Annotated in this window: 9 protein-coding genes; 7 read left to right on the top strand and 2 right to left on the bottom strand. The window is 70.6% G+C overall.

What is annotated here, in order from left to right:
• Positions 1 to 128: 128 nt before the first annotated feature.
• On the bottom strand, positions 129 to 353 hold the full coding sequence (locus ON31_RS01965) for a hypothetical protein (RefSeq protein ID WP_039808675.1): 225 nt from the start codon (positions 351 to 353) through the stop codon (positions 129 to 131).
• A 219-nt stretch (positions 354 to 572) separates the two neighbouring features.
• On the opposite strand from ON31_RS01965, the gene ON31_RS01970 reads away from it, so the two are divergent.
• The 6 genes from ON31_RS01970 (at position 573) to ON31_RS35380 (ending at position 13,050) form a co-directional block, all read left to right on the top strand.
• A complete protein-coding gene (locus tag ON31_RS01970) occupies positions 573 to 3,998 on the top strand; it encodes a transglutaminase family protein (RefSeq protein WP_039808677.1) in 3,426 nt (1,141 codons plus the stop codon).
• Positions 3,999 to 4,020: 22 nt separating this feature from the next.
• Entirely contained in the window at positions 4,021 to 6,912 is a 2,892-nt protein-coding gene (locus ON31_RS01975; RefSeq protein ID WP_306306407.1) for a circularly permuted type 2 ATP-grasp protein, read from the top strand.
• Positions 6,909 to 7,841: a transglutaminase family protein gene (locus tag ON31_RS01980; protein ID WP_039808679.1), complete on the top strand. Its 933-nt coding sequence runs from the start codon at positions 6,909 to 6,911 to the stop codon at positions 7,839 to 7,841. Before ON31_RS01975 ends, ON31_RS01980 begins: the two co-directional genes overlap by 4 nt.
• A gap of 1 nt (position 7,842) precedes the next feature.
• Complete coding sequence (locus ON31_RS01985) at positions 7,843 to 8,892, top strand: zinc-binding metallopeptidase family protein (RefSeq protein WP_039808681.1); 1,050 nt, start codon at positions 7,843 to 7,845, stop codon at positions 8,890 to 8,892.
• A 201-nt stretch (positions 8,893 to 9,093) separates the two neighbouring features.
• Positions 9,094 to 10,893: a 2-isopropylmalate synthase gene (gene leuA, locus ON31_RS01990; protein WP_039808683.1), complete on the top strand. Its 1,800-nt coding sequence runs from the start codon at positions 9,094 to 9,096 to the stop codon at positions 10,891 to 10,893.
• 333 nt (positions 10,894 to 11,226) lie between these two features.
• Positions 11,227 to 13,050 carry a MinD/ParA family ATP-binding protein gene (locus tag ON31_RS35380; RefSeq protein WP_081592161.1) on the top strand — a complete coding sequence of 608 codons (1,824 nt, stop codon included), beginning with the start codon at positions 11,227 to 11,229 and terminating at the stop codon, positions 13,048 to 13,050.
• Positions 13,051 to 13,114: 64 nt separating this feature from the next.
• Here the strand turns inward: ON31_RS35380 and ON31_RS02000 are convergent, their stop codons facing one another.
• On the bottom strand, positions 13,115 to 14,023 hold the full coding sequence (locus tag ON31_RS02000; protein ID WP_029932826.1) for a LysR family transcriptional regulator: 909 nt from the start codon (positions 14,021 to 14,023) through the stop codon (positions 13,115 to 13,117).
• A gap of 740 nt (positions 14,024 to 14,763) precedes the next feature.
• On the opposite strand from ON31_RS02000, the gene ON31_RS02005 reads away from it, so the two are divergent.
• The coding region (locus ON31_RS02005) for an EamA family transporter (RefSeq protein ID WP_039808720.1) at positions 14,764 to 15,311 on the top strand (548 nt) is incomplete at its 3' end.

Below are 15,311 nucleotides of genomic sequence, written 5' to 3' on the forward strand. Positions count from 1 at the left end.
GAAACGATTTCGGGGGTGCCCCGGGAGTTACCCGGAATCTTGCGAGATCAGTTGTCGCGTTGGTCGGTCGGGGTGTTGCGCGGTGGGATGGAAGGGCTGGTGGGGTTCGTTGGGCGGTGAGTCGGCGGTCAGCTGGTTCGGCGTAGGTGGAGAGTCTCGGCGGTGGACTCGGGGTGTGTGCACTGGCAGCCGCCCGCTATGTCGCCGCAGTCCACGATGAAGGTGTGGCGGGCGTGGGCGGAGTCGGGGCAGTCGGGGTCGGTGCATTCCACCGATCGGTCGGCGTGTTCGACCAGGGTGCCGTGACAGTGGTCGAGGGCCGATGTGCAGGACGAGCAGACCGAGTTGGCCATGAAGCCTCCTTCAACCGTTCCCTACGTCCTAGCACTCGGCACCGACAGTCGCGGGAATCCGCGGCGTGTCGTCCGGACTGTCCGGAAAATGTCTGATGTCGGGGGAGTGCCGGGCGTGTCGTGTACCCCGGGGCGCGGTGCGGGCGAAAAGCGGTGCGTGAAGTGGGTTCTGTGGGCTGATCCGGGGGTGCTGCCGGGGCCGGCGTGGTGAACTTGGTTATGGGAATCAAGGTTTCCCTCGAACATCGCACCACCTACACCTTCGAGCGGCCGGTGCGGATCCATCCCCATGTGGTGCGGCTGCGCCCGGCACCGCATACGCGCACCACCATCGAGGCGTATTCGATGCGGGTGACGCCCGCCGAGCACTGGGTCAACTGGCAGCAGGACGCGTTCGGGAATTTCCTTGCGCGCCTGGTGTTCAGCGAGCCCGCGCGCACCCTCGACATCGTGGTCGGGCTGATCGCCGACCTGGATGTGGTGAATCCGTTCGACTTCTTCGTCGAGGAGTTCGCCGAGCACTTCCCGTTCACATATCCGCCGGACCTGGCGGTCGACCTGGAACCCTATCTGCGCCCCGTGGACGAGGGCGAGACCGGCTCCGGCCCGGGGGAACTGGTGCGCGACTGGGTGCGCCGCCATCCACCCGCGGGCCGGCCGCGCACCATCGACTTCCTGGTGACGCTCAATCAGGCGCTGCACCGCGATGTCGCCTACACCATCCGGATGGAACCGGGTGTGCAGACGCCCGACCACACCCTGCGCGCCGAACTCGGATCCTGCCGGGATTCGGCCTGGCTGCTGGTGTCCATCCTGCGGGGGTTCGGCCTGGCCGCCCGCTTCGCCTCCGGCTACCTCATCCAGCTCGCCCAGGACGCGCCCTCCCTCGACGGGCCCTCCGGCCCGCCGGTCGACTTCACCGACCTGCACGCCTGGGCCGAGGTCTTCGTGCCCGGAGCGGGCTGGATCGGCCTGGACCCCACCTCCGGCCTGTTCGCGGGCGAGGGCCACATTCCACTGGCCGCCACCCCGCATCCGGTCTCCTCCGCGCCCATCACCGGCGCGACCGACCCGGTCCGGGCCACCCTGGACTTCTCCAATACCGTTCGCCGCATCCACGAGCACCCCCGGGTCACGCTGCCCTACACCGACACCCAGTGGTCCCGCATCGCCGCCACCGGCGCGGCCGTCGACGCCCGCACGGCCGCCGCCGATATCGGCCTCACCCTCGGCGGCGAACCCACCTTCGTCTCCATCGACGACCGGACCGGCCCCGAGTGGACCACCGCCGCCGACGGCCCGCACAAACGCGAACGCGCCGCCGACCTGGCGCGCCGCCTGCGCCGCATCTACGCCCCCACCGGCCTGACCCAGTACCGCCAGGGCAAGTGGTACCCCGGAGAACCTCTGCCCCGCTGGGAGATAGCCCTGCTCTGGCGCGCCGACAATCATCCCCTCTGGACCAGCCCCGACCTCCTCGCCGACCCCTGGCTCCCGCCTGCAGCCGAGCTCGCCGCCCGGCACGGACAGGCCGCCGGACCGCCCGACGAGTCGGCCCCGAACGACGTGGTGCGCCGCGCTCGGCGGGCCGACGCGGAAGCCGCGCGGGCGGTGATCGCGCACGTGGCGGCTGGATTGGGATTGCCGACCACGCAGGTGCGGGCCGCCTATGAGGATCCCCTGCTGCGTGTCGCGGCGAAAGCCCGTGCGCCGGAAGGTGAACCGGTACAGGACGAGGACGATCTCGCGCCGGGCGAGGATTCGGTGCAGGCGCGCAAGGCGCTGCTGGCGCGGCTCGACGCGGCGGTGAACGAGCCCGCCGCCTACGTGCTGCCGCTGCACCGGCGCGGTGACGAGGGTGGGTGGGCGAGTGCGGACTGGCGGCTACGGCGTGGGCGAATCGTATTGACCGAAGGGGATTCTCCGGCCGGGTTGCGGCTGCCGCTGGGGTCGATCTCCTGGCGGACGCCGCCGGTGCGACCGGAGCCGGATCCGATCGTGCTCCAGTCCTTCGGTGCGGACGGCACGGCATCGAACCCCGCCGCCGTGGTGGAGCCTGCCGATCGCGCGCCCACCACCGCGTTGGTGGCCGAGGTGCGGGACGGTCGGCTGTGCGTATTCCTCCCCCCGGTGGAGGATCTCGACGCCTATCTCGATCTGGTGCGCCGGGTGGAGGCGGCGGTGACACACGTCGGGCATCCGGTCGTGCTGGAGGGCTACCCGCCACCCACCGACCCCCGCCTGCACGCCCTGTCCATCGCCCCGGACCCGGGGGTGATCGAGGTGAACATCCAGCCCACCGGCTCCTTCGCGGCCCAGTCCGAGTTGCTCGAAACCCTGTACGAGCAGGCCGGACTGGCCCGGCTGACCACCGAGACCTTCGATATCGACGGCACCCACGGCGGCACCGGCGGCGGCAATCACATCACCCTCGGCGGCCGTACCCCCGCCCGCTCCCCCCTGCTCCGCCGCCCGGACCTGCTGGTCTCCATGCTGACCTACTGGCAGCGGCATCCGGCCCTGTCCTACCTGTTCTCCGGCCGATTCATCGGCCCCACCTCGCAGGCCCCGCGCGTGGACGAGGCCCGCGACGACGTGCTGTACGAGCTCGAGATCGCCTTCGCCGAGATCGCCCGCCTGTGCGGCGGCAGCGGCGCGGACGCGGTGGGCGCGGCACCGTGGCTGGTGGACCGCGCGCTGCGCCACCTCCTCACCGACCTCACCGGCAATACTCATCGCGCCGAGTTCTGCATCGACAAGCTCTACAGCCCGGACTCCGCGCGCGGCCGCCTCGGCCTGGTGGAACTGCGAGGCTTCGAGATGCCGCCGCATTTCCGCATGGCCATGGTGCAGTCCCTGCTGGTCCGAGCGCTGGTGCTGTGGTTCTGGGAGCGTCCGTACACCGCGCCGCTCATCCGGCACGGCGCGAATCTGCACGGCCGCTACCTGCTGCCGCACCATCTGCTGGCCGATATCGCCGAGGTCGCCGCCGACCTGCGCGTGCACGGCATCGATTTCGACACCAGCTGGCTGGACCCGTTCGCCGAGTTCCGTTTTCCGCGCATCGGCACGGTGGTACTCGGTGATATGGAACTGGAACTGCGCACCGCCGTCGAACCGTGGCACACCCTCGGTGAGCAGACCACCGCCAGCGGCACCGCCCGCTATGTGGACTCCTCGGTGGAGCGCCTCCAGGTACGGCTGGTCGGCGCGGACCGTGGCCGCTACCTGGTCACCTGCAATGGTCACCCGGTGCCGCTGCTGCCCGCCGGGAAGGCGGATGTGCAGGTGGCGGGCGTGCGCTACCGGGCGTGGCAGCCGCCGAACGCCCTGCACCCCTCCATCACCGTGGACACCCCGCTGGTCTTCGATGTGGTGGACACCCGGTCGGAACTCTCGCGCGGCGGCTGCACCTATCACGTCTCGCATCCGGGTGGCCGGGCCTACGACGCGCCTCCGGTGAACGCGGTGGAGGCGCAATCGCGGCGCAACCGGCGGTTCGAATCTTCCGGACATACTTCGGGACCCGTCGATATCGCCGATCTGCGTGCCAAAATGGCCATACAGGCCACCGATGTCGGTGCGCCCGGGATCCTGGATCTGCGGCGGGCGCGGACGGTGTGGGGAGTGGTCGGCGACCGGTAGGCAAGCCTGGGAAGTGGTGGCGGTGACAGTGCTCGACCCGACGCAGCCCGGCGCCGCCGACGGACCCGACCGCTGGGACAAGGTCGCGGCCCGCCGGGAGGTGGCCGAAGAATTCGCGAAATACCGTGCGGCAGCGGCGGATACCGGAGCGGTGGACGCCTGCGGCCTGCCCACGCCCGGCTACTTCGACGAACTGGTCGACGACGCCGGCCGGGTCCGGCCGATGTGGACCGAACTGTCCGCCGAATTCCTGGACCAGGGTCGTTCCGGACTGCACCGCATGGACACCCGGGTGCGGCGGCTCATCGAGGACGACGCCATCACCTACACCGAGATCAGCGGATATCCGGATCGCGCCGAACCGACGGCGGCGACCCCGTGGCGGCTGGACCCGATCCCCCTGCTGGTCTCCGCGGACGACTGGACCGGATTGGAGGCGGGGCTGGTGCAGCGCTCGCGCCTGCTGGACGCGGTGCTCACCGATGTGTACGGCGCGCGGCGCACCCTCACCGAGGGCCTGTTGCCGCCACAGCTGGTCTTCGGACACCGCGGGTATGTGCGTGCCGCACACGGGATCGCCCTGCCCGGACGGCAACAGCTGTTCCTGCACGCCTGTGACGTCAGCCGCTGGAGCGACGGCGAGTTCCGCGTGCTGGCGGACTGGGCGCAGGCGCCCTCGGGGGCGGGTTACGCGCTGGCCGACCGCCGCGTGGTCTCGGCCGCCATTCCCGAGGCGTTCGAGCTGGCCAGCCCGCGCCCGCTCACCCCCTTCGTCCGGGCCATGCGCCTCATGCTGGTGGAGGCCGCGCCGCGGGCCGGGGACGAGGAGCCGGTGGTCGTGGTGCTCAGCCCCGGCGTCCATTCCGAAACCGCCTTCGATCAGGCGTATCTGGCGTCGGTGCTGGGCTTTCCGCTGGTGGAGAGCGCCGATCTGGTGGTGCGGGACGGGCGGTTGTGGATGCGGTCGCTGGGCACGCTGGAACAGGTCGATGTGGTGCTGCGCCGGGTGGACGCCGAATTCTCCGATCCCCTGGACCTGCGGCCGGATTCGCGGCTGGGCGTGGTCGGGTTGGTGGAGGTGCTGCGGCGCGGCGCGGTGACGGTGGTGAACACGCTCGGCAGCGGGTTGCTGGAGAGTCCGGCGCTGGCGTCGTTCCTGCCGCGGTTGTCGCGGGCGCTGTTGGACGAGGACTTGAAACTGCCCGGCGTGCCGTCCTATTGGGGCGGTGACGATCTCGAGCGGGCGCATCTCATCGCGCATCTGGATCGGCTCATCCTGCGTTCGACCGTCGACGACAGCACCGTCTTCGGCCCGGTGCTCTCGCGGGCGCAGGTGCAGCGGTGGCGTGCCCGCATCGAGGCCGAGGGGTGGCGCTGGGTCGGTCAGGAACCGGCCCGCTTCTCGGTCGCCCCCGCCGTGACCGGGCGCGGGGGATTGGCCGCCGCACCCGTCGCGCTGCGGCTGTTCTCGCTGGCGGGCCGGGTCGGCTACCGCGCCATGGCGGGTGGGCTGGGGCAACTACACCACGGTGGCGCGCCCCGGGCCGAGGTCTCCGAGGCCGCCGCCAAGGACATCTGGGTCCGCACCGCCCCCACCCCCGTCCCCGCCGCCGAGATCCCCGACGAACGCGAACGCCCCACCCCCGCCGCCGCACACGAGGCGGTGAACTCCCCCCGCGTCCTCGACGACCTGTTCTGGCTGGGCCGCTACAGCGAACGCGCCGACGCCACCGTCCGCCTGCTCACCGCCGTCCACGACCGCTACCAGGACTACCGCTACCGCCCCTGGCTCGAGGGCGCCGAAGCCATGCCGACCCTGGTCACCGCCCTCTCCCGCCTCACCGGCACCCCCTACCCCCTGTCCGAGGCCGCAGCGCCGGACTCGCCCACGGACTCGGAGACACACCCGCGAGAGGCATCCGCGCCGGATGCGGCCTCCGGTCGCGCGATGGCGGCCGAGCAGGTGCAGGGCCCCGGCGGACAGTCCCAGCGCACGGGTTCGGCAGCACCGACCGACCGCCCGTCACCGCCGCGGCAATCCCCTACGGCACAACGGATTCGGCGGCACGGCTCATTCGAACATCCGACGGAGCCGATCGCGCTGCCCGGGGCGTCGTGGCGGGATCATCGGTATCTGGTGACCCTGACCATCGATCGCGAGCTGCCGGGGGCGTTGGCGTATGCGGTGGAGCGGTATGCGAATACCGCTCGGGCGGTGCGAGATCAGGTGACGCCGGGCGTCTGGGCGACCCTGGGCGCCATCGACCGGGCGTTCGCCGAGTATCGGACGACGCGGGGGGATCGGGTGGCGGCCCTGAGCGAGGTGCACGCACGGGTGCTGTCGGGGCTGGAGTCGCTGGCGGGGATCGACGCGGAGATCATGGTGCGCGATACCGGGTGGCAGGTGCTCGACATCGGGCGACGCATCGAACGGGGGTTGGCCGTGACGGCGCTGTTGGCGGCGGCGTTCGCCGAAACGCATCCACCGGGGATCAGCCGGGTGCTCACCGAGGCCGTGCTGCAGGCGACCGCGTCGTCGGTGAGTTACCGTCGGCGGCACCGGGATTCGCTGCGGGTGGCGGCGGTGGCCGAACTGCTGCTCTTCGATGCCGCCAACCCGCGGTCGCTGGCCTATCAGCTGGAACGCGTCGAAGCCGAGCTGGTGGCCCTGCCGGGTGGTTCGGCCACCACCCGCCCGCAGCGGCTGCTGGCGGATGCGCGGCGCATGCTGCGGCGGCTCGATCCGGCCGATCTGGAGGCCACCGATGCCGAGGGTCGTCGCACCGACCTGGTGGACCTGCTCGACGGTCTGCACCTGCGGCTGCGCACGTTCGCCGAATCCTTCGAAGCCACCCGGCTTTCCGTGCCGCGTGATATTCAGCCGCTGTGGGGCAGCACCCGGGTGGTCGGATGAGCGAGGTGCGCGACCACTCGGAACGGGCGGCGGACGGTGCGAGCCCGCGCCGCTACCGCGTGCTGCACCGCACCATCTACACCTACTCCGACGCGGTCGGCAGCTCCTACGGCCGGGCCTACCTGTCGCCGCGCGAATTCCCGGGGCAGCGGTTGCACGCCCACGAGATCCGCATCGACCCGGTGCCGTCGGACCGCTCGGTCGGCGTCGACGTGTACGGCAATATTACCCTGTACTTCCACGTCACCGCCGAACACCGCCGCCTGGAGGTGACCGGCGAGTCGGTGGTGGAGGTGACGCGCCCGGAACATCCGCGCGGCACACCGCCCTGGGAGTCCGCGCGCCCCGACGGGAAGCGCGGCCCGCTGGCGGTCGACTTCGCCCTCGACCTGCATCCGCCGGAGATCACACCCGAGGTGAAAGCCTATGCCGCCGAATCGTTTCCACCCGGCCGCCCGCTGCTGGACGCGGTCGCCGAACTGAATTCCCGCATCCACCGCGACTTCACCTACACCTCCGGCTCCACCACCGTCACCACCCGCGTCGCGGATGTCTTCGCCGCCCGCGAGGGCGTCTGCCAGGATTTCGCCCGCATCGGCGCGGCCTGCCTGCGTTCCCAGGGGCTGGCGGCCCGTTACGTCTCCGGTTACCTGTCCACCCGTCCGCCGCCCGGCCGGGAACGCCTGATCGGCGTGGACGCCACCCACGCCTGGACGGCGGTCTGGCTGCCCGGCGGCGACGACCCCGACGACCCTGGTCGCTGGATCGGCTTCGACCCCACCAACGACCAGTTCGCCGACGACCGCTATGTCACCCTGGCCTGGGGCCGGGACTACGCCGATGTGCCGCCGCTGCGGGGCATCATCTACACCGACGCCAAGGAATCCACGATCGCGGTGTCGGTGGATATGGCGCCGATCGAGGTGTGAGATGCGAGATTTCAGCTGTCCACAGTGCGGCCAGCGCTTGGCCTTCGAGAACTCCCTGTGCCTGAGCTGCGGCAGTCCACTCGGCTTCAGCCTGGCCGACCGCACCCTGGTGGTGCTGGCGCCGACCGGCGAATCCGAGGGTACCGTCGACGCGAACCGATTCCGGCTGTGCCGCAATCAGCATCTGGCGCAATGCAATTGGATCGTTCCGGTGGTCCAGGGCGGTGTGCTGTGCGAATCCTGCCGCCTCACCCGCACCCGCCCGGAACCACTGGACGGCACCTGGCTCACCGCCTTCGGCGAGGCGGAGGCCGCCAAGCGCCGCCTCATCGTGGAACTCGCCGAACTCGGGCTGCCGCTGGTCGGCCGCGACACCGATCCGGAACGCGGCCTCGCCTTCGACCTGCTCTCCAGCGCCGACGAGCAGGTCCTCACCGGCCACGACAACGGCGTCATCACCCTCGACCTGGCTGAGGGCGACGACGTGCACCGCGAACAGCTCCGCGTCGAGATGGACGAGCCCTACCGCACCCTGCTCGGCCACTTCCGCCATGAGATCGGCCACTACTACTTCCCGGTCCTGGTGCAGCGGCTCACCCCGCACAATCCGTCCGGGGACGCGCCGCCCGGCGACACCCTCGACCGTTTCCGGGAACTGTTCGGCGACCCCTTCGCCGACTATCAGCAGGCTCTCGACCGCCACTACGCCGAGGGTGCGCCACCCGGCTGGGAGGACAGCCACGTCTCCTCCTACGCCACCATGCACCCCGCCGAGGACTGGGCCGAGACCTTCGCCCACTACCTGCACATCCGCGACACCCTCGATACCGCCGCCGCCTGCGGATTCGCCCCCGCCGGGGCCACTCTGGACCGCCCGCAGGTGGGCCGTTCCGGCTTCGATCGCATCATCGACCTGTGGCTGCCGCTGGCCTGGGCGCTCAATATGCTCAACCGGTCCATGGGGCACCGCGATCTCTACCCGTTCGTGCTGGCCGAGCCGGTGCTCGACAAGATGCGATTCATCCACGAACTCTGCGCCGAGCGGCAGTGAACGCGTGGCGCGCGGTGTGGCGCGCCTCGCCCCCGCTTCCGTCGGCGTATTGCCGACCTGTAAACTCCGATCATCATGCAGCGGGCACTTCTCCTTTGCCGCCGCGACGGGGTCTGATTCGGACCGGCTCCTGTCGCGGGGATCTGCCGTGCCGGTCAACCCATAACACTGGGATCCAGTCACACTTCGGAGAGAACACGCATGTCACCCGCTGACGCTTTTGTATCCGGCACGCGCACCATCACGCAGCCGTCCAAGCCCGCGCCCGCCGACCAGCCCGCCTGGAACAGGCAGAAGAACTCCTCCATGCCGGTGTTCCGGTACCGGCCCTTCGCCGAGGAGGTCGAGCCGATCACCCTGCCCGACCGCACCTGGCCGGACAAGGTCATCGACCGCGCGCCCTCCTGGTGTGCCGTCGACCTGCGCGACGGCAATCAGGCGCTCATCGACCCGATGAGCCCGGCCCGCAAGCGCCGCATGTTCGACCTGCTGGTGCGTATGGGCTACAAGGAGATCGAGGTGGGCTTCCCGTCCGCCTCGCAGACCGACTTCGACTTCGTCCGCGAGATCATCGAGGACGGGGCGGTGCCCGACGACGTCACCATTCAGGTGCTGACCCAGTGCCGTCCCGAACTGATCGAGCGCACCTTCGAGGCGTGCAACGGCGCGCCCAACGTGATCGTGCACTTCTACAACTCGACCTCCGTCCTGCAGCGGCGGGTGGTGTTCCGCGCCGACCGCGCGGCCGTCAAGAAGATCGCCACCGACGCCGCCACGCTGTGCCTGGAGATCGAGCAGCGCTACCCGGACACCAACTGGCGCTACGAGTACAGCCCGGAGTCCTACACCGGCACCGAGTTGGACTACGCCCGCGAGGTGTGCGACGCGGTCTCCGAGATCATCGCGCCCACCCCCGAGAAGCCGCTGATCATCAACCTGCCCGCCACCGTCGAGATGGCCACCCCGAACGTGTACGCCGACTCGATCGAGTGGATGAGCCGCAATCTGGCCCGCCGCGACTCCATCGTGCTGTCGCTGCATCCGCACAACGACCGCGGCACCGCCGTGGCCGCCGCCGAACTGGGCTACCAGGCCGGCGCGGACCGCATCGAGGGCTGCCTGTTCGGCAATGGCGAGCGCACCGGCAACGTCTGCCTGGTGACGCTGGGCATGAACATGTTCTCCCGCGGCATCGACCCGCAGATCGACTTCTCGAATATCGACGAGATCCGGCGCACGGTCGAATACTGCAACCAGCTGCCCGTGGCCGAACGCCACCCGTACGGCGGCGACCTGGTGTACACCGCCTTCTCCGGCAGCCACCAGGACGCCATCAACAAGGGCCTGGACGCCATGAAGGCCGCCGCCGACGCCGCGAACGCCGATGTCGACGACATCACCTGGGAGGTCCCGTACCTGCCCATCGACCCCAAGGACGTGGGCCGCACCTACGAGGCCGTCATCCGGGTGAACTCGCAGTCCGGCAAGGGCGGCGTCGCCTACATCATGAAGACCGACCACGGGCTGGTGCTGCCGCGCCGCCTGCAGATCGAGTTCTCGCAGGCCATCCAGAAGATCACCGACGGTGAGGGCGGCGAGGTGACGCCCAAGGAGATGTGGGACGTCTTCGCCGAGGAGTACCTGAACCCGATCACGCCGCTGGAGCGCATCCGGCAGCGGGTCACCGCCTCGGAGACCGACAACGGTGTGGACCACATCGAGGCCGTCGTCAAGGTGGACGGCGTCGAACAGGAGATCTCCGGCGAGGGCAACGGCCCGCTCGCGGCCTTCGTCGACGCCCTGTCCGGCATCGGCTACGACGTGCGCATCCTGGACTACTCCGAACACGCCATGTCCGCCGGTGACGACGCCCAGGCCGCGTCGTATGTGGAGGTGGCCATCGGCGACACCGTGACCTGGGGCGTCGGCATCGCCACCTCGATCACCACCGCCTCGCTGCGCGCCGTGGTCTCGGCGGTGAACCGCGCCCAGCGCCCCTGACGGCGACAACGACCCCGATCCTGCACGACACGGCGGCCGCCCACCACCGCAACCCTGGGCGGCCACGCTCCGAACAGAACACCACCGCAGGGTTCTGAACAGGACAGCTGATCTCGTCAGGGTCGGGGTAACTCGCCGGGTACGTCCAAAATCGCTGTCGGCACCCAACCGCCGGCACGCATGCACGACCGACGACGGCTCTGAGCCATGCGCTGAAGGCGCGGGGAGGCGGGCGAGCGCCACAGTATCGGGTGCGGGTGAGTGGGTGATGCTAGCGTTGGAACGCACTAGCGCCGAGCTCTCTGTTCGCGCCGTCGAACAGATGGGGGACACGTGACCACGAAAGACCAGAATTCGACCTCGCCGCCCTGGTTGCAGGGGCCGGACGCCGACGAATCCGCCGCGGCCGACGCCGCGGTGCATGCCGATGACCAGGATTCGGCGGCCGAGACCGCCGACGATGCCGTCGACGCGAAGGAACCCGCGGGCGAGGCGGAGCCGGAGTCCGGGTCCGGGTTCTTCCCGCCGGTGCCCGACTCCATCGACCAGACCACCGCGTTCCAGCCCGACGGGCCGTTCGCGCACGGGCAGTCGGGCGGCTTCCCACAGCCGGGGCCGTTCGCCCCGCCCGGTCCGCCGGGTGAGGGGCCGTTCCAGGGCTCGTTCGCCCCGCCCGGAGCCCCGGGCGAGGGACCGAATCCGTACGGACCGAACGGGCAGTTCCCGCCCGGCCCGAATACCGGCGCGTACCCGGCACCCGAGCAGGGGTCGTGGGCCCCGCCCGGCGGCCCGGGCTTTCCGCCCACCGGCGCGTACCCGCCGCCGGGCTTCAATCCCGGTGCGGGCGAAGGTGGCCCGCAGTCCGGACCGTACGGCGAGATCCGGCAGGAGACCCCGTACGGGGAGATCCGGCAGGAGATCGGCGCCGACGGCATGGTGCGCCGGGTCTTCGACCAGCCGGGCGATCAGTCCGCCGGCGGTGAGCAGACCGAGCATTTCGGCGCTCCGGGCCAGAGCGGGCAGGCCCCGGCGGGTGCGGACCACTCCGGCGGCCCGATCTACAGCTGGTCGCCGCCGCCCGCGCCGCCGCAGCAGCCGCCGCCGCAGCAGCAGAGTTTCCAGCAGCAGCCCGGGCAGAACTATCAGCAGCCGGGGTGGAACCAAGCGCCGCAGGGCTTTCCGCAGCAGGGTGGGCCGCAGCAGCCGCCGCCGGGTCACTCGGTCAACGACCTGAACCTGTTGCGTCGCGCCCGGCGCGCGCCGCGCGGCGGCTGGCGACGTGCCGTGCACAAGATGTCGGGCGGTGCCATCAATCCGGGCGAGTCGCCCGCGGACATCATCCACAACGAACTCGTCGACCGGGTGAACCAGCCGGTGCGCGGCGACTACCGGATCGCCATCCTGTCGCTCAAGGGTGGCGTCGGAAAGACCACCACCACAGTCGGTCTCGGCTCCACCTTCGCCTCCTTGCGCGGTGACCGGGTAATCGCCATCGACGCCAACCCCGACCTCGGTACGCTCGCGCACCGGGTGCCGCGGCAGACCCGCTCCACCGTGCGGAATCTGCTGGAGGACAACCACATCACGCGCTACTCGGATGTGCGGGCGCACACCTCGCAGGCTCCGAGCCGCCTGGAAGTGCTTGCCTCCGAACAGGATCCGGCGGTTTCCGAGGCGTTCAGCGAGGCCGACTATCGCAAGGCCATCGGCATCCTGCAGCAGTTCTACAACATCATCCTCACCGACTGCGGTACCGGCCTCATGCACTCCGCCATGGCCGGTGTGCTGGATATGGCCAGCTCGCTGGTGCTGGTGACCTCGCCCGCCATCGACGGCGCCCGGTCGGCCTCGGCCACGTTGGACTGGCTGGACCACCACGGCTACCACAAGCTGGTGGAGCGAACCGTGGTGGTGGTCAACGCCTCTCGCAAGGGTTCGTCGACCGTCGACCTGGACCAGCTGCGCAAGCTGTTCCTGGACCGCACCCGCGCTGTTCAGGTGGTGCCGTTCGACGACCACCTGGCCGAGGGTGCGGAGATCGACCTGGAGCTGGTCAGCAAGCCGACCCGCCGCGCACTCCTGGAACTGGCCGCCATGGTCGCCGACGACTTCGGCTACCACGCCATCCAGCAGCGGGGTTACCAGCCGCCGCGTTGACAGGGCGCGCCCCGCGTACCGCGACAGCGGCACTACCGGTGTATTCGGTTGTGCCCCTGCGGTGTCAGCGGGGCCTGTCGGCGGCGGTGGCCTGCTGCGCGGCGGTGCGGAAGGCGGCCAGGACGGCGGCGACCGCGGGGCGGCGGTCGGCGTGCGGACGGGTGGCCAGGTCGTAGAGGCGGGCGGCGCGGACACCGGCCAGGCGCAGCATGACCAGGTTCGGGTCGCGGACGGCGAAGCGGGGCATGAGGGCGATGCCGCAATCGGCCGCGACCATGGCCTCGATCACGGAGAAGTCGTTGAGACGCTGGGTGATTCGCGGCTGCACGCCGGTGACGGTGGCGATGGAGCGCAAGACGTCGTCGACGGGAAAGCCGCCGCGCACCGACAGCCACTCCTCATCGGCCAGTTCGGCGGGCACGACCGCGCCGCTGCGGGCCAGCCGGTGTTCGGGCGCGACCAGCACATCGATCGGCTCCCGCATGAGCACCCGGGAGTCGACCCGCGGCCCAGCCACGGACGGCGCGTGCTCGTCGCGGTGGGTGAGCACCACGTCGTAGTCCGCCAGCAGCCGCAGCACCTCCGAGGGCGGCAGGTCCTCGTCGGCGGCGACCACGTCCACACCGCTGCCCGCCAGTTCGCGCAGCACCCGCGGCAGCAGTAGCGCGGCCCCCGACGGGAACAACGCCACCCGCACCTGCCCGCGCGGCGAGCCGCGGTACGACTCCATCTCGGCGACGGCCCGATCCATGGCCGCCAGCACCTCGTCGGCGCGCACCACCAGTGCCCGCCCCGCATCGGTCAGCCGCACCCGCCGCCCGTCCGGCTCCAGCAGCGCCACCCCCGCCTCCCGCGCCAGCACCTTCAACTGCTGCGACACCGCCGACGGTGTCATGGACAGCGCCGCCGCCACCGCCGCCACGGTTCCGCGATCCGCCAATTCCCGCAGCACCCGCAGCCGCTCGACCGCCATCGCCCCGCCCGCGGGCTGCACCACCCGCCGCGCCCACCCGGTCCGCTCCGGTATCCCGGACGGCACGGACTTCCCCTCCGCCGCGTCGGTACTGTCCGGCGGAGTCCGCCCCGCCGCATTCTGCGCCGGGACGGTCGCGCCGCCGACCCGTCGAGGTGGCCGTACGGTCCTGGGCAGGCCGCTCCCGGCCGCCGCCTTGCCCTCCGCACGCGCCGACCGCCGCGCGGTATTCGCCCGCGCACCCGCCACGGGTAGCGAGGTCTCCGTGGAGGCGATCGGACCGTCGGCGGTATCGAACCTCGTTGGGCGTTGGGTTGCCGCCGTGTTCACCGGCGTATCGGTGTGGACAGGTCCGGGCGTGGCGCTACCCGCGGGCGAGTCGGGTCGCGAGGTGGGCGGCGAACCGGTGGTGTGCGGCGAACCCGCAGCGGTATCGGACCGCCCGCTGGCTTCGGGTGCGGAGCCCATGCGGACCTGGGGCCGCATGGTCGGCGGTGGTGACGTGATGCGTGCGCGCGTGTCCGGCCCCGTGGTGACGGGTGAGGGCTCGGCTCCGGGGATGCCGGGTTGCGTGCCGGGCGGTGCGGTGGCGGCTGTGGCGTCGGTCTCTGGTGCCGATTCGGCGGCGGGGGTATCGCCGGTGGTCGGCGGGTTGTGCTGCGGCATAATTCAGTCTTACTACACTATTAGTGCACAACAATTCGATTGTTCTTACCTATAGAACGCTTCACGATGCGTGCATGAGTAGTCGTGACCGCTTGATCGGGCTCACCGTCGTGGTGCTGTGGGGATTGAACTTTCTGGCGATTCGGGTGGGCCTGGATCATTTCCCGCCGTTCTTCTTCGTGGGATTGCGGTTCGCGGTGATCGCGGTGCCGGTACTGCTGTTCGTGCCGCGGCCGCGGGTGCCCTGGCGGTATCTGCTGATGTACGGCACCGGGTTCGGGGTGTTGCAGTTCGCCTTCCTGTTCACCGCCATGCGGGCTGGGATGCCGACCGGTTTGTCCTCCCTGGTGTTGCAGTCTTCCGCACCGTTCACCGTTCTGCTCGGCGCACTGCTGCTGCGCGAGCGGCTGCGTCCGATCCAGCTGGTCGGCATTGCCGTGGCCATGGCCGGGATGGCGGTCATCGGATGGGATCGCGCGCACTACGCGGCGCTGCTGCCCCTGCTGCTCACCCTGGCCGGTGGATTGAGCTGGGCATTCGGCAATATCGGATCGCGGCTGGCGATGGCGGATACCGAGGGGGTGAACCCGCTGCACCTGACCCTGTGGATGGCGGTGGTCCC

The sequence above is a fragment of the Nocardia otitidiscaviarum NBRC 14405 genome (assembly GCF_000308635.1).
GTDB classification, from domain to species: domain Bacteria; phylum Actinomycetota; class Actinomycetes; order Mycobacteriales; family Mycobacteriaceae; genus Nocardia; species Nocardia otitidiscaviarum.